A 15,613-nucleotide genomic window follows, 5' to 3' on the forward strand; every position below is an offset into this window, starting at 1 on the left:
GCTGGATGTGCTTTCATTGAAATGTTGCAATCCCCTTGCTACCTTACTAGTACCCCGGCGCCGGGGTTTTGCGGCGCGCAGCAAAGGAGGACTATGTCCTGTCTCTACATACACAGGCGGGTTTGCCCGCCGATGACCGGGCCAACATGATGGCCCACTCTCAGTCAATCAGCGACAAGCTGCTTGAGCGTATCCTTTCCTCACTTTCCGATGACAAGGCCGAAGACGTCGTGCAGATCAACCTGCAAGGCAAGTCGTCCGTCGCGGATCACATGGTCATTGCATCCGGACGTTCAACACGTCAGGTCTCGGCCATGGCGGAAAAGCTGACGGATCGCATCAAGCAGGAATTCGGTTTCACATCTAAGGTCGAAGGCAAGGATGTCGGCGACTGGGTGCTGATCGATGCGGGCGATGTGATCGTCCATATCTTCCGCCCCGAAGTGCGCGAATTCTACCAGCTGGAAAAGATGTGGCTGTCTCAGGGCGGCAGCGCCTCGGCAAACTGAGGCGCCATCCCGGCCTGCATTGAGGGGCCGGAGGCGAGAGAGATATGCGTATCAGCATAGTTGCGGTCGGGCGATTGCGAGCCGGACCGGAGAAATCCCTGCTTGACGATTACCTGACCCGCTTTGACCGGACCGGCCGTGGCCAGGGCCTTGGTCCTGCGCGGCTGATCGAGGTCGAAGACAAGAAAAACGCAGGCATGGGTGCCGAAGCCGCGCTGCTGCGCAAGGTACTGCCCAAGGGCGCTGTGATCTGTACGTTAGATGAGCGTGGGCTAGTCATGTCTTCGCCCGACTTCGCAAAAAAGCTGGGCGGTTGGCGTGATGCGGGGCGGCAGGATCTGGCGCTGATCATCGGCGGAGCAGACGGAATAGACCCTGATCTGCGGGCCGAGGCTGATTTTTCCATCTCGTTCGGATCGATGGTCTGGCCACATATGCTGGTCCGTGTGATGTTGGCCGAGCAACTTTATCGGGCCGCGACCATTCTGTCGGGCGGTCCCTATCACCGGGTCTGACATGGCGCAGCTTCTGATCGTTTACCACTCGCGCACAGGCGGTGCCCGGCAGATGGCCGAAGCGGCTGCTGAAGCAGCGCGAGGTGAGGCGGACACGAAACTCGCTCCCGCGGATCAGGCCGGGCCTGAAGATGTACTGGCCGCCGACGGCTACATCTTCTGCGCGCCAGAAAATCTGGCGGCGATCTCGGGCCTGATGAAGGAGTTCTTTGACCGCTGCTATTATCCTGTGCTGGGAAAGATCGAGGGCCGCCCATATGCGCAGATGGTTTGCGCCGGATCAGACGGACAGAATGCCGCCCGCCAGATTGCCCGGATTGCCACTGGCTGGCGATTGAAAGAGGTTCAGCCTCCATTGATCATCTGCACCCATGCACAAACGCCAGAGGCCATTTTGGCCGAAAAGACCATCCCGAATGATCAACTGAATCAGAGCCGCGAGATCGGTTCCGCACTGGGTGCGGGCCTGGCCATGGGGATATTCTGAAGGTCAGTCCAATTTGATCAATGTGGTGTCTTCATTCCAGCCATCCACATTGCACCGCGCCTGAATCTGCACCTGAGAAACGTTTTCAGGAATGACCACGCCACCAAGCGAGCGTGTAAAAGGCTGCTCGGTCTCATGCGGATGGTGCAGCACACGCATTCCCAACTCATTCCCGTCCATGTCCAGAACGCGCCAGCCGTCGGCGTAATGATCCCAGCCTGTATCGGGATGCCGGATCGTCACGTCAAACCGCCAGGCATCACCATTGGAACTGGCGCGGACCTGTTCGATTGTCGGCGGGTTCGCAAGGGCAGGCGCAGCCAGCAGGGCACTGAGAATCACATATCGCATGGATCGAACGTACGGTTTAACGCGGTGCATGGGGATCACGTCTCTGTGTTTGAGGTTTGGGCCATGAGGATCGCGCGGGACTGCGATGCAAACTCGCGGCGATACAGGACACCGAATGCAATCACGGTGCCTAAGACCAATGCCATCGGCCCAAGAAACCACGCCAGCGAAGCAAGGGCGAAATAGGTGGCACGGAGACCACGGTTGAAGCTTCGGGCGGCGGTCACGCAGATCTCGGCCGCCTGACCGGCCCGAGGATAGGCTTGCGGGTGTTCGGGATCGTTCGGGACCGAGGCCATCAAAACGGCGCAGTAGCCAAAAAGACGATGTGCCCAGACGTATTTCAGGAAAGCATTGGCCAGCAGCAGGACGACGACAAGTATCTTGATTTCCCAGACCATCGCCGGTGCACTGCCGATGGCAAGATCCGTAGCCACCCCGGCCAATCGCTCGGTATTACCCAACAGGGCCAGACCGCCCCCGATTGCAATCATCGTGGTTGAGGCGAAAAAGGTGCTGCCTTGCCGCATGGCGGCCACGACCTGAGCGTCGAACATGCGTGGCTGGCGCGTCACCATCTCGTGCATCCAGTCGCGGCGGTAGCCATCCATCATAAGGGCGACGGACCGTTTCCGTGGCGACGGATGTTCGATCTTCCATCCGATCCACAGCCACGCACCCAGCAATATTGCCATGGCGGAATAATCCAGAGGGGAAAAAAGGGCGGCACGTTCGATCCAGGTCATGGGCGCGACAGTACGACCGGGGATCGGAACTTGCCAGTGCGGTAAATTGGTAATATTATTTTACCAAAGGGAGAAACGCCATGGAAATGCCAAAGCCAAGTGCGGATGTTCTGAGCCGGAAAAGTAAGGTTGTCGCCCGGCTGGCGCAGGTCCTGCCAAAAGATGCAATCATTCATGATCCGGTTGAAACCCGGGCCTATGAGTGTGATGCGCTGACGGCGTACAAATGTCCTCCGATGCTAGCCGTGTTGCCGTCAAGCACGCAGGAAGTCTCGGATGTTTTGCGCATTTGCCATGACGAAGGCGTGCCGGTCGTTCCGCGCGGTGCGGGTACGTCGCTGGCCGGTGGGGCGTTGCCGACTGCCGATTGCGTCATTCTGGGTGTCGCGCGGATGAATGAGGTGCTGGAGGTAGATTATGACAACCGTTTCATCAGGGTGCAGACTGGCCGCACAAATCTGAGCGTTACCGGCGCGGTCGAGGAAGAGGACTTTTTCTATGCGCCTGATCCATCCTCGCAACTGGCCTGTGCCATTGCCGGCAATATCGCGATGAATTCAGGTGGTGCACATTGCCTGAAATATGGTGTGACAACGAACAACCTTCTGGGCGTGACCATGGTGATGATGGATGGCAATGTCGTTGAAATCGGCGGTGCGTATCTGGATGCGCCCGGTCTGGACCTGTTGGGCGTTATTTGTGGCTCGGAAGGTCAGCTGGGCGTGGTGACCGAAGCGACGCTGCGCATTCTGCGCAAACCCGAAGGCGCGCGGCCGGTTCTGATGGGGTTCGACGACAATGAAGTCGCGGGCCGGTGTGTCTCGGACATTATCAAATCGGGCATTCTGCCGGTCGCGATCGAGTTCATGGACACGCTGTGCATAAAGGCCTGCGAGAACTTTGCGCACGCCGGATACCCCGACTGCCATGCGCTGTTGATTGTCGAAGTGGAAGGGTCGGAAGCCGAAATCGACCATCAGCTGTCGAAAATCATCGAGATCGCCAAACGCCACAACCCGGTCGAACTGCGAGAAAGCCAGTCAGCCGAAGAAAGCGCAAAAATCTGGCTTGGTCGGAAATCTGCATTCGGCGCCATGGGGCAGTTGAACGATTACATGTGCCTTGACGGTACGATCCCGGTGTCGGCCCTGCCAACGGTGCTGCGCCGCATCGGCGAGTTGAGTGAAGAATTTGAGCTGCCTGTCGGGAACGTTTTTCACGCAGGTGACGGGAACATGCATCCGTTGATCCTTTTCGATGCCAATAAACCGGGTGATCTGGAAAAATGCGAGGCCTTCGGGGCCGAAATTCTGAAACTATGCGTGGACGAAGGCGGTTGCCTCACCGGTGAGCATGGCGTGGGTATCGAGAAAAGGGATCTCATGTCGCATCAATATGCCCCTGCCGATCTTGAGGCGCAGATGGCGGTCAAGGACGTTTTTGATCCCGATTGGCTTCTGAACCCTGCCAAAGTGTTCCCTCTGAACGTGTCGGAAACCCGCCGCGATGCACGGATTGTCTAAAATATCAGGCTCTAATAATGGATTTTGCCATGAAACCAGAAACAGAATCTGAACTGGCCGACATGGTGGCCGGGTTGAGAGACCCTGTTCGCATCGTCGGTGGCGGTACGCGCGCAATCTCCGGTCCTGAAGCGAATATCGAAACCGGGGCTCTGCGTGGCATTTCGCTTTACGAACCCGGGGCGCTTACTCTTGTGGCTAAGGCCGGAACGCCATTGGCAGAGATCCAGGCCGTGCTTGAGGCGGAAGGTCAGCAGCTGGCGTTTGAGCCGATGGACCACCGCAGTTTGCTTGAAACTCAGGGTGAACCAACGATTGGCGGTGTTGTGGCGGCCAATATCTCTGGCCCGCGGCGGATTCAGGTCGGTGCATGCCGGGATTTCCTGCTGGGCGTGCGTTTCGTCGACGGGCGTGGACAGGTGGTCAAGAACGGCGGGCGGGTGATGAAAAACGTTACCGGTTATGATCTGGTCAAATTGATGGCCGGGTCTTGGGGGACATTGGGCATTCTGACCGAAGTGTCGTTGAAGGTGTTGCCCAAGCCGGAAAGCGTGGCGACCTTATCCGTCGCCGTGCAGGACGTCGGGAGTGCGGTGGAAGTTCTTTCCACTGCGTTGAAATCACCCTTTGAAGTGACCGGTGCCGTCTATAACCCTGAGGACGGAAAAGCCATACTTAGGGTCGAAGGCTTTGCAGATTCGGTTGCATATCGGATCGGTCGGTTGACCGCCGTACTGTCAGGTTTCGGAGAAGTGACAGACGAAGGAGATGCCGCCGCGCTTTGGACCGGGATCCGCGACGTTCATCCGTTCCAAGGGAAAGGCGGAGATATCTGGCGGCTGTCTGTCAAACCTGGTGACGCGGCCGAAACATCCGCGCGGGTCGAAGCGGATCAAGTGCTGTTTGATTGGGGCGGCGGTCTTGTTTGGCTGCGGGTCCCGGCCGGCACGGATGTGCGTGCCCGGCTTGGTGAGTTTTCTGGTCATGCCACGCTGGTGCGTTCTGACCACGCAACGATCACAAAGCTGGGGCGGTTTCAACCGGAACCAACAACACTATCGGCTCTGACAAAGGGTTTGCGTGCGAAATTTGATCCTCGTGGTTTGTTCAACCCGGGACTGATGGGATAGGGCGATGCAGACAACATTCACGGAAAAGCAATTGCAAGACCCGGCAATCCAGCGGTCGAACGAGATTCTGCGCAACTGCGTCCATTGCGGATTTTGCACGGCCACGTGCCCTACATATCAGGTGCTGGGAGATGAGCTCGACAGTCCGCGTGGGCGCATCTACCTGATCAAGGACATGCTGGAAAACGGGCGTGTGCCCGACGAAAAGACGGTCAGGCACATCGACCGCTGCCTGTCCTGTCTGGCCTGCATGACCACCTGCCCGTCAGGCGTGCATTATATGCATCTGGTCGATCATGCGCGTGAATATATCGAGGCCAACTACAAGCGCCCGCTGACGGATCGTGTGTTGCGCTGGGTTTTGGCGCAGATCCTGCCCTATCCGATGCGATTCCGTTGGGCCCTGATCGGGGCCAGGCTGGGCCGTCCTTTCAGGTTCCTGATGCCTGATGCCCGGCTGCGCGCGATGTTGGACATGGCGCCCAGGCATATCCCGCCTGTCAGCCGTAACGATGATCCGCAGAGATTTGCGCCCGGCGGTGAACGCAAAATGCGGGTGGCGCTGATGACGGGCTGCGCGCAAAGGGCGCTGAACACCGATATCAATGACGCCACGATCCGCCTGCTGACTCGATTGGGGTGCGAAGTTGTGGTCGCTGACGGTGCCGGGTGTTGCGGAGCTTTGACCCATCACATGGGTAAGGTGCAAGACAGTCATATGGCGGCAACCGCCAATATCAGAGCCTGGAATCGCGAAATGGACGGTGAAGGACTGGACGCCATAATCATCAATACCTCCGGTTGTGGCACCACCGTGAAAGATTATGGGCACATGTTTCGCAATGACCCGCTTGCCGAAGATGCGGAGCGTGTGTCTGGAATCGCTATGGATATCAGTGAACTTCTGTTCAAGCTGGACCTGCCGACGGGCGAAAACCAAAACCTGACCGTCGCCTATCATGCCGCCTGTTCGTTGCAGCATGGGCAGAAGATTAAGTCTTACCCCAAAGATTTGCTGAACCACGCGGGTTTCACGGTTGTCGAACCTACCGACAGCCATTTGTGCTGCGGCAGCGCGGGAACGTACAACCTGATGCAGCCGGAAATATCGGGCCAGTTGAAACAGCGAAAAGTCAGAACACTTGAGGCGAAAAAGCCTGATATCATTGCCACCGGCAATATCGGGTGCATGATGCAGATCGGTTCTGGTACGCAACTGCCGATCGTTCATACGGTAGAGTTGCTGGACTGGGCGACGGGCGGGCCAAAGCCACCGGCCTTGCACAGAACAGGGAACCCGGTTCCCGTCTTGCGGTAAATCATGCTGATGCCAGCGCGCATCATTTTCCACGGAAATTCCTTTGGTGCCTGACCGCCCTATTTTCGCCCAACGCGGCACGTAGGACAAAAGCTTCGAAGTGAGTCTCGGAGAACCGCGTGCGCAACTGGATCAAGGCGATCGTGCTCTGTGTCTTGCCGTTGGCGGCCACGGCGCAGGACACCAGACTGGAAAGCCTGGATACGACGGATTCCGGGCGCGAGTGGATGGCTGTCGGGCGGTTGGATATCGCCGGCGCAGGGTTTTGCACCGGAACGCTGGTGTCGCCGACGCTTGTACTGACAGCGGCGCATTGCCTGTTTGACAAAAGATCCGGACAACGGATCAACCCCGCAGATATCGAGTTTCTGGCCGGGTGGCGTTTGGGACGTGCGTTGGCGTATCGGACCGCGCGCCAGGCTGTGATCCATCCGGATTACCAATATGGCGTCGATTCTACGGCCGACCGAGTAAGTGCGGACGTGGCTTTGATCGAGCTGTGGCAGCCGATCCGTAATACCGCGGTAATTCCATTTGAGTCGGGCGATCAGCCCAAACGCGGCGCTGAAGTGGGCGTTGTGTCTTATGCGCATGACAGGTCAGAAGCTCCGTCTCTGCAACAGGTCTGTTCGGTCATGAACCGGCAGGCCGGGGTTATGATCATGTCCTGCGATGTTGATTTCGGGTCCTCGGGGGCACCGGTTTTTTCCTTCGCGGGCGCGCGCCCTCAGATCGTATCGGTGGTAGCGGCCAAGGCCAGTATGGACGGCCAGAGTGTTGCAATTGGAACCGCGGTTGAGCATTCGCTGCAATTGCTGCGTGACGAACTTTCTGCGGGGCGGGGATTTGGGCTTTCCTCGTCCGGATCGGGAACGAACAAGAACATAGGCGCAAGGTTCATTCGGCCATGATGAGAGTCTTCTGGAGCCTGTTACTTGGCCTGAGCGTCTTGGCAACAGCGCTGCATGCGCAATCCAACAAGCGCAGGCTGACCGATCGGGATGACCTTTATGGTTGGGAGGCGATCGGACGGCTGGATGTCCGAGACGCCTCGTATTGTACCGGCACGTTGATCGCGCAGGACATGGTGCTGACCGCGGCTCATTGTGCGGTGGATCGTCGTACCGGGAAGACTTACGTACCCGAAGACATCACGTTTCGTGCAGGCCTCAGCAACGGCAACGCTTTGGCCGAGCGTCAGGTCACGCAAATCGTCGTTCATCCCAGCTATGGTTCGCAGAACCCACTTTCGCACGAAGGTGTCCAGTTGGATGTGGCACTGATGCGGCTGAACGAGCCTATTCCGTACTCGGTCGCCGACCCCTTTGCGCTGCACAGCGGCCGTGTTCCGGGCAATGAGATCAGCATCGCCTCGTACGGGCGGGGACGGTCCGAGGCGATCACACGAGAACGGTCGTGCCGTATCATCGACCGCAGGCATGGTCTGATCACTTTTGATTGCGACATTACTTTCGGGTCTTCCGGGTCTGCAATTCTGGCGAGAAACGGTTCCCGCTGGCAGATCCTGTCTGTGGTTTCGGCGGTAGGCACGAACGGTCGCAGAAAGGTGGGGTTTGGCATGGAGCTTGACGGGATAGTCGCCGAACTCAAGGCTATCATGCGGCGCGACGCACCTCAGCCCAAGGCGTCGATCCGCCGGTTGCAGGTCGGTTCCGGCAAGTCAGGATCTGGTGCGAAATTCATCAGTTCCGGCGGGGGTTGAACTCGGCGAAATCGCTACCCATGTGATGTATATCGGATCGCCACAACGGGGTTCGGTATCCGAAATCGCCCGTCCGATCGGAGGGCACTTATCGCAAATCGCTCAAGAATGAGGATATGACACATGCGTACGTTTGATTTTGCACCGCTGCACCGCGCCACCATTGGCTTTGACCAGATCGCCGACATGATGGATCGCGTTCTGACCAACGATGGGGCCCAGCCCAGCTATCCACCCTACAACATCGAAAAAACCGATGTCGACACCTACCGAATTTCGGTGGCCGTCGCCGGGTTTTCGGAAAACGACCTGGCCGTAGAAGTGAAAGAGAATTCACTTGTCGTGGCAGGCAAAAAAGCCGCTGAAGACAAAGAGCGCACCTATCTGCACCGTGGCATCGCCACCCGCGCGTTCGAGCGTCGGTTTGCCTTGGCGGACCATGTCCGCGTCACCGGTGCGAGCCACGAAAACGGTATGCTGAACATCGAACTGAAGCGCGAGGTTCCAGAGGCCCTGAAACCGCGCCGGATCGAGATCACCTCGGCCAAGGCCATCGAGAAGGATGTGGTGGACGCCAAAGCCGTGAACTGAGGCTTCTGACTATCCTGCGGCAGTCCACTCCTCCCGGGCTGCCGCATCACACGCCCCGCGTTCCTCCAGACGCGGGGTGTTGTGTTTTTGGCGTGCTCGAAAACTGGTTCCCAGCAAATTATCCGCCTGATAGTCTTCGGTATTATGGAGAGCCGACCAAAACGTCGACTAGCAGCTATCCTGGCAGCCGACATCGCCGGCTACTCAAGATTGGTTGGTCTGGACGAAGAAGGTACCATCGCAAGGCTTCGGCTGATCCGCAGCGAAGTCATAGAGCCAACGATCGCCCGGCATTCAGGACGCATCGCGAACACTGCTGGAGACAGCTTTGTGATCGAATTTCGCAGCGCCGTCGATGCGGTTCACGCCGCCGTGGAGATTCAGACCGACCTTGCAAAGAGAAACGCGGGAACCGATCAAGATAGCGTCATCACGTTTCGCATCGGCCTGAATGTCGGCGATGTGGTTTCAAACGGGGGTGACATCCTTGGCGACGGAGTGAACGTTGCCGCGCGGCTCGAGGCCCTGGCAGATCCCGGTGGCATCGTTGTTTCACAACCCATCGTCGATTATGCGCGCAACAAAGTGCCTTACGGTTTTGCTCCGATCGGGCCACAGAACGTCAAGAACATCACAGACCCGGTTCAGGCTTTTCGCATAGAAGCAGAAGTTTTGCCTTCACCGCGAAAACGCGGCACGAAGAGGAAATCCCTATGGCTGCCACTGGCGGCTCTACTGGTGACGTTGGCGGTCGTTGGGCTTTTTCTGGCGAAACCGTGGAAGACTGGCCAATTGCGCGCCTCAGAGGCGCAGATGGTTTACCCCTTGCCGGATCTACCTTCCATCGCAGTGTTGCCGATTGCGAATTACACCGATGACGCATCCAAGGAGATGCTGATCAACGGTATCTCTGAGGATTTGATCACGGACCTGTCCCGAATATCCGGATTGTTCGTCATCGCTGGGAATTCATCCTTCGCATACCGCGATAGCAACATCGACATCGCACGTTTTGCCGAAGAGCTGGGGGTTCGTTACGTCGTTGACGGCAGCGTGCGACGTGCGGATGAAGACTTCCGGATCAATATTCGCCTGACCGACACTTTGAACGGGCGATTGATCTGGGCGGAAAGACTCGATGGTGCGATCGATGATATCTTTGAAGTGCAGAAAACCATTGTTCTCGCAATTGCTCAGAAGCTGGATCTTCCGCTCGACCCTCAAAGCCGGCAGGCCATCGAAAGCGTGGAAACCCAGACCATTGCGGCACGCGAAGCCTTCCAACGCGGGTGGGAGCTGTATTCGCAGTTCAACGAACAGGACAACCTTGCGGCAATTCCGCATTTTAAAAAGGCCGTGGAACTGGACCCGGATTATGGGCGTGCTTGGGCGACGCTTGCCCTGACGCATTTGCGACCGCACATCTTTCATCACTGGAACGGGTTTGCAGGTTCAGGCGCGCAAATGCACATCGGCCTGTTTTACAGATATTACCGGGATGTGATGGAGCAGGACACCGCCCTGGTGCACGTCATCCGGGCTATTGTCAGTCTCAATCTTCCGGATTGGGACAGTACCGAAGGGGTAGGCCGGGGGACGGAAGAAGCCAGACGAGAAGCAGCGAAAGCCATTGCGCTGCAACCCAGCGACCCCGAGGCTCATCTGACGATGGGATGGGCGTTGATAGCAGCGGGTGAGCCAGAGGAAGGGCTGGCCTTTGTGCAGGCCGCGACCCGGCTGGATCCCAACTATCCCAGCCACTACGCGCTGTTTGAAGCGGCGGCTCTTTACGCATTGGATGACCTGACGGGCGCGGCAGATGTGATCGAGAAAGAGTTGAACCGAAACCCGCAGGCCACTGAGCTGATGCCATTTGCAGCTTCGGTTCTGGCCCTGAATGGTGATCGCCGTGGTGGCAGAGCCATCATCGACCGATGGCAAAAGGGCAAGCACGCCGGTGTCATGCAGGACGCTGTTCAAAATTACTTTTTCATCATCCGCTGGGTCGGTGAGAACCAGCATCTGAACGCCCGGCTGAACGATGGGCTTCGTCTGGCAGCGCTGCCTCCGGAAAAAACCATAGCGAGTCTCAGGGCAGATCTGTCCCGGGGGGATGCAAAAGATCAGAGAGCGGCAGCCCAATCACTGGCCCTGTTTGGTCCTGAGGCAGAGTCAGCGGTGCCGGAATTGATCGCGCTTCTTGAAAGCCCGTCGGTGTTTGTCCGCAAAGAGGCAGCTATTGCATTGGGGAAAATAGGTAGCGCGGCGTCGTCTGCGCTGCCCGCGCTGGAAGCGATGGTGGACGGTTCGTTGCAGGGAAAGTTCGCGACCCGTGCAATCGAACAAATCCGCGAAAAATCCGCAGACTAGCCGTGTCAGCGTCGATTGGGCGACCGTCATAAACAGTCAAAAGACGACGCGATTTCGTTTCCGGATGTGGGGTCTCTGCCCACCGCAATGGGACAGAGACCGTATTGGATCAGACCGACATGCAGACGTATTTCATTTCCAGATAGTCTTCCATGCCGTGATGGCTGCCTTCGCGGCCCAGGCCGGATTGCTTGACGCCGCCGAACGGGCCCAGCTCGGTCGAGATGATGCCGGTGTTCACGCCGACGATGCCGTATTCCAGCGCCTCGGCCACCTTGTAGACGCGGCTCAGGTCCTTGGCATAGAAATACGAGGCCAGACCAAAAATCGTGTCATTGGCCATGGCGATCACGTCGTCTTCGTCCTCGAACTTGAACAGCGGGGCCAGCGGGCCAAAGGTTTCGTCCTGCGCCACCAGCATGTCCTGAGTCACGCCGGTCACGATGGTCGGCTGGAAGAACGTGCCGCCCAGATCATGGGGCAGGCCGCCAGTCAGCACCGCGCCGCCCTTGTCGGTTACGTCCTTGATATGTTCCTCGACTTTGGCGACTGCGTCGGCATTGATCAGCGGGCCGGTGGTGGTGCCTTCGGTCAAGCCGTCGCCGATTTTCAGCGCTTCCACTGCCGCTTTCAGTTTGGCCGCGAAAGCGTCATAGACACCGGCCTGCACATAGATACGGTTCGCGCAGACACAGGTCTGGCCATTGTTGCGGAACTTGCACAGCATCGCGCCTTCGACGGCTGCATCCAGATCGGCGTCGTCGAACACGATGAACGGCGCATTACCGCCCAGTTCCATCGAACATTTCATGACCTGATCGGCCGCCTGGCGCAGCAGAATGCGGCCCACTTCGGTCGAACCGGTAAAGGTCAGCTTGCGCACGCCGGGGTTTTCGCAGAACTCCTTGCCGATTTCACTGGCCTGCGACGAGGGCACCACGTTGAACACACCCACGGGCACGCCGGCCTGTTCCGCCAGCATCGCCAGTACCAGCGCCGACAGGGGCGTTTCGGTGGCCGGACGCGCAACAAAGGCGCAACCGGCGGCCAAAGCCGGACCTGCCTTGCGGGTGATCATCGCGTTGGGGAAGTTCCAGGGCGTGATCGAGGCCGCAACGCCGATCGGCTGCTTCATCACCATGATCCGCTTGTCGCGCTGATGGCCGGGAATTGTCTCGCCATAGACGCGCTTGGCCTCTTCACCGAAGAACTCGATGAAGGACGCGCCATAGCCGATCTCACCGATGGCCTCTGCCAGCGGTTTGCCCTGTTCAGCGGTCAGGATCTTGCCCAGATCCTCGGCATTTTCCATCATCAGATCGAACCAGCGCCGCAGGATGGCTGCACGTTCCTTGCCGGTCAGTTTGGCCCATTCTTTCTGCGCGGCTTCGGCCTGTGCGATTGCTCCGGCGACCTGAGCACGGCTGACGTCAGCCACCTCGGCGACCACATCGCCCCGAGCGGGGTTTGTGACTTTGAACGTGCCATTGTCACCGTCTACCCACTGACCGCCGATATAGGCTTTGGTTACAAGCAATTCGGGGTTCTTCAGGATTGACTTCAGATCGGTCGTTGCGTCCAGCATGATAAGCCTCCGGCGTGAATTGGGTTGCGCGCACCCAATCAGGTGATGTCTCAATTGTCTATGGCCACTCTGGATGTGGAATCAATCCAGATTTGATCAAAAATTTACTTAACAAGTTAATCTAATGAAGTCACTCGATATCTGTTTCTTTCATTCGGCGGTCTCGCCTTTCCTTTTGCAAAGGAGTTTGTCAAAGTCTGGGTGAATTTTGAGACCCAGGGGATGTAAATCATCGTAACATTCCCTATCTTATTGGGTAATTAAAGAAAAAGAGGACAGCAGAGATGTCGAACCAGCAATTCGAAGCGCTTATTCAGGAAACGCAAACCAAAGTGCGCGAAAGCCAGTCTCAGATCGAAGGGCTGACCTCGCGTATTGAAGCCGCCCGCGCCAAGATAGGCACCGCCGAGGCCGATATCGACATCGAAAACGCCACGCTCGAGGATGTGCATGCCCATACCGAGGTGATGAACGCCAATATCGCCGAGCTGATCATGGGTCTGGACGACGTCACCAGCGCCTTTTCCAAGGATTTTGACGAGATGCGCTCGAAATCCGGGTGGGAGACCTTTGTCGGCATCTTCTCGAAAGGCAAATCCGAGTCGATGCGGCAGGAACGCATGCGCACGGCCAATATCGACGACAAGCTGCAGGACCTGATCGCCAAATCCGACGTGATCGTCAAACTGCTGGAAGGGCAGTTGGCCGTGCTGGAAGAACAACGGGTCAAGGTCGAGGACAACCTGACCGGCACGCTGGACGATCGCGAGGCGACCGTGGCCGAGCTGGAAGCCTTACGCGCTGAGATTCAGGGCATGGACCCGGCCATTATTACGCTGGAAAACAAGATCAGCGTCGAACAGGACGCCGCCGCGCGCACCCAGCTGGAAACCGAACTGGCCGAGCTGAACAAGCAATACAACGCCAAGGTTCAGGAAGAGCAGGTCAAGCTGGCCAAGTCGCAAACGCTGGAACGCTATATTGAAAAAGGGAAAACCTGGGTCGATTCCCTACAGAACCAGGCGGCGACGCAGATGGTGCTGATCAACAAGCTGCAAACAGACACCCAGCAGCGCGTGGTGCTGTATGACGCCCTGACCAAATCGCTGAAAACCGCCCAGCAGCAGGACGTGGCCCACCGCATCAACGAGATCGGCGTGCAGACGGATCAGGAGGCGCAAACCGCCATGGCCTCAATCGGCACCGCGACCAACCAGAAAATGGCCGACATGCTTGAGGCGCATGAGGACCACATGGTCTTTGCCCGCGACGTGCTGGAGAAAAAGGCCAAGGCAGATGAACGCTTTGCCCGCCGGTTTGCTTCGATTGTCGAGAAGCATGATAAGAATTTGTACGGGGGGTGATGCGCTTCAGTGACGTTCCATTCCAAAGGCAAGCCAAAAGGAATACGCTACAGGTTCAGGATAGGGGTTCTCTTTGTTGTCTTCGGCGGGTTCCTGACTTTGCTTCTTCTGACAGCCGATTGGATGCCAGACCACTTGGTGATCAAACTTGTGCTGATAGTGGGTGTTCTCTTGGCGACATTCTGCCTCTGCGTTTTGTTCGCCAACGGTCTGATCAAGCTTGAACAGCTTGATGAGAAGTTATTCGGCCACCGACAAAGAAAAGAGCGCGTGGATAATGACTAACCCCACCCAAGACCATGTCGGCCTGACCGACACTTTCGCCTCGCGACGGTATTTCCGCAAATTTGAGGTGATCACTGTTCACCTCCTGCGCGTGGCCGCGACGATGGAGGCTGAGGGCGCGATCTCGAAACAAGAGGTGCGGATCGTGTCGCGTTACCTCTCGGGGCTGCTCTACACCTTCCGCGCGCTCAGCATGAAATATCTGCTGGTCGGGCGCGATACCGGGCGGTTCTTTGGCAGTCTTGCCATGGACAAGCGCGACAGCGGGTTTCCGGTGGCGACCGAGCTGCTGACCATGGCCAATGACGCGCAGCAGGCGCAGGTGCATTTGGCGAATATGCCGTCTGGGGATGAGCTGAAAACCGATATGGTTCGCACCATCATTGGCGACCGCGAAATCCCGACCAAGCTGCAATTCGCGCTGTCCCAAAGGCTCTATTACGAGGAATTGCTGAAAGGTCAGCTGTTCTGGGCCCGCAATGATCCGGAATGTCACTGGATCGGGAATGAAGGCGAGCGGCGCAAGTTCATGATCCACTGGGCGGTTTATGACAGCCAGATCAACCTTCCGGTCATCTACCTGATGCAGTTGGAGGACAGCGGCAAAACCGCCCTGCCCAAGGACCAACGCCGCTGGCCCGAAGTACAGGCGCATCTGATGGCGCAAAGCTTAGGCGGTCTGAAGCTAGTGACCATCGCCAAAGGGTTCGATCAGGATTTCGACGACCTCCATCCCAAGCATTTGCGCCGCATTCATGTGGGACCGATGTATTCCTCAGCCTACACCGAGCAGTCCGGCCCCCTGCGGCAAGTGCTGGAGGACGCGCAATCTCCGCAGGGGGAAGACTGGGCGCTGGCCTGGACCACTGAAGAGCTGCAAAGCGAAGAAGTGATCGAAGAGCGCGCCGGGTGGTTTTCTACCGTCGAGAGTGAGGTTTTTGCACTGGACCCGTTCGGCGGGCAGGGGGCCGAGACCGGGGCGACCCGTACTCAGCGATCAATCATTCTGCCCCAGCGCCCGTTTCAGGTGCTAGCTGAACGCAACCCGCCGGGATTTGGTGATGTGCGCAAATTCGTGGTCAGCAAGAGCGGGCAGGTGTTGCGCTATTAGTTTGA

At 57.8% G+C, this 15,613-nt stretch carries 15 protein-coding genes; 12 read left to right on the forward strand and 3 right to left on the reverse strand.

Features of this window, described 5'->3' with window-relative positions; genetic code table 11:
- The first annotated feature begins 146 nt into the window (after positions 1 to 146).
- From rsfS to AC2FFA_RS17745, 3 genes are read left to right on the forward strand one after another with little or no spacing between them, the layout of a single operon-like run.
- Entirely contained in the window at positions 147 to 509 is a 363-nt protein-coding gene (rsfS, locus tag AC2FFA_RS17735; RefSeq protein WP_496852662.1) for a ribosome silencing factor, read from the forward strand.
- 44 nt (positions 510 to 553) lie between these two features.
- Positions 554 to 1,024 carry a 23S rRNA (pseudouridine(1915)-N(3))-methyltransferase RlmH gene (gene rlmH / locus AC2FFA_RS17740; protein ID WP_496852591.1) on the forward strand — a complete coding sequence of 157 codons (471 nt, stop codon included), beginning with the start codon at positions 554 to 556 and terminating at the stop codon, positions 1,022 to 1,024.
- A 1-nt stretch (position 1,025) separates the two neighbouring features.
- Positions 1,026 to 1,511 carry a flavodoxin family protein gene (locus AC2FFA_RS17745; RefSeq protein ID WP_299900233.1) on the forward strand — a complete coding sequence of 162 codons (486 nt, stop codon included), beginning with the start codon at positions 1,026 to 1,028 and terminating at the stop codon, positions 1,509 to 1,511.
- Between the two features lie 3 nt (positions 1,512 to 1,514).
- Here the strand turns inward: AC2FFA_RS17745 and AC2FFA_RS17750 are convergent, their stop codons facing one another.
- Both AC2FFA_RS17750 and AC2FFA_RS17755 read right to left on the reverse strand, forming a co-directional pair.
- Positions 1,515 to 1,862, reverse strand: coding sequence for a hypothetical protein (locus tag AC2FFA_RS17750; protein ID WP_496852663.1), 348 nt, complete (start codon positions 1,860 to 1,862; stop codon positions 1,515 to 1,517).
- 35 nt (positions 1,863 to 1,897) lie between these two features.
- Positions 1,898 to 2,608 carry a DUF599 domain-containing protein gene (locus AC2FFA_RS17755; RefSeq protein ID WP_117871054.1) on the reverse strand — a complete coding sequence of 237 codons (711 nt, stop codon included), beginning with the start codon at positions 2,606 to 2,608 and terminating at the stop codon, positions 1,898 to 1,900.
- An 80-nt stretch (positions 2,609 to 2,688) separates the two neighbouring features.
- On the opposite strand from AC2FFA_RS17755, the gene AC2FFA_RS17760 reads away from it, so the two are divergent.
- The 7 genes from AC2FFA_RS17760 (at position 2,689) to AC2FFA_RS17790 (ending at position 11,263) form a co-directional block, all read left to right on the forward strand.
- Complete coding sequence (locus AC2FFA_RS17760; RefSeq protein WP_299900229.1) at positions 2,689 to 4,131, forward strand: FAD-linked oxidase C-terminal domain-containing protein; 1,443 nt, start codon at positions 2,689 to 2,691, stop codon at positions 4,129 to 4,131.
- Between the two features lie 29 nt (positions 4,132 to 4,160).
- Positions 4,161 to 5,261 (forward strand): glycolate oxidase subunit GlcE, encoded by a 1,101-nt coding sequence (glcE, locus tag AC2FFA_RS17765; protein ID WP_496852592.1) that lies wholly within the window; start codon positions 4,161 to 4,163, stop codon positions 5,259 to 5,261.
- Between the two features lie 4 nt (positions 5,262 to 5,265).
- On the forward strand, positions 5,266 to 6,579 hold the full coding sequence (gene glcF / locus AC2FFA_RS17770) for a glycolate oxidase subunit GlcF (RefSeq protein WP_496852593.1): 1,314 nt from the start codon (positions 5,266 to 5,268) through the stop codon (positions 6,577 to 6,579).
- A 119-nt stretch (positions 6,580 to 6,698) separates the two neighbouring features.
- The gene (locus tag AC2FFA_RS17775; protein WP_496852594.1) at positions 6,699 to 7,490 is read left to right on the forward strand and encodes a trypsin-like serine peptidase; all 792 of its coding nucleotides are present in this window, start codon (positions 6,699 to 6,701) and stop codon (positions 7,488 to 7,490) included.
- A complete protein-coding gene (locus tag AC2FFA_RS17780) occupies positions 7,487 to 8,302 on the forward strand; it encodes a trypsin-like serine peptidase (RefSeq protein ID WP_496852595.1) in 816 nt (271 codons plus the stop codon). Before AC2FFA_RS17775 ends, AC2FFA_RS17780 begins: the two co-directional genes overlap by 4 nt.
- 123 nt (positions 8,303 to 8,425) lie before the next feature.
- Positions 8,426 to 8,893, forward strand: coding sequence for an Hsp20 family protein (locus tag AC2FFA_RS17785; protein WP_117871046.1), 468 nt, complete (start codon positions 8,426 to 8,428; stop codon positions 8,891 to 8,893).
- 144 nt (positions 8,894 to 9,037) lie between these two features.
- Positions 9,038 to 11,263, forward strand: a complete 2,226-nt coding sequence (locus tag AC2FFA_RS17790; RefSeq protein ID WP_496852596.1) for a HEAT repeat domain-containing protein — start codon at positions 9,038 to 9,040, stop codon at positions 11,261 to 11,263.
- Positions 11,264 to 11,372: 109 nt separating this feature from the next.
- Here AC2FFA_RS17790 and AC2FFA_RS17795 read toward each other — a convergent pair whose 3' ends face one another.
- Positions 11,373 to 12,848 carry an NAD-dependent succinate-semialdehyde dehydrogenase gene (locus AC2FFA_RS17795; RefSeq protein WP_496852597.1) on the reverse strand — a complete coding sequence of 492 codons (1,476 nt, stop codon included), beginning with the start codon at positions 12,846 to 12,848 and terminating at the stop codon, positions 11,373 to 11,375.
- 284 nt (positions 12,849 to 13,132) lie between these two features.
- Here AC2FFA_RS17795 and AC2FFA_RS17800 point away from each other — a divergent pair, with 284 nt between their 5' ends.
- Positions 13,133 to 14,212 (forward strand): coiled-coil domain-containing protein, encoded by a 1,080-nt coding sequence (locus AC2FFA_RS17800; protein WP_117871040.1) that lies wholly within the window; start codon positions 13,133 to 13,135, stop codon positions 14,210 to 14,212.
- A gap of 277 nt (positions 14,213 to 14,489) precedes the next feature.
- Positions 14,490 to 15,608, forward strand: a complete 1,119-nt coding sequence (locus AC2FFA_RS17805; RefSeq protein ID WP_496852598.1) for a hypothetical protein — start codon at positions 14,490 to 14,492, stop codon at positions 15,606 to 15,608.
- The last annotated feature ends 5 nt before the right edge of the window (positions 15,609 to 15,613 follow it).

Source organism: Ruegeria sp. YTSB088, from assembly GCF_059609825.1.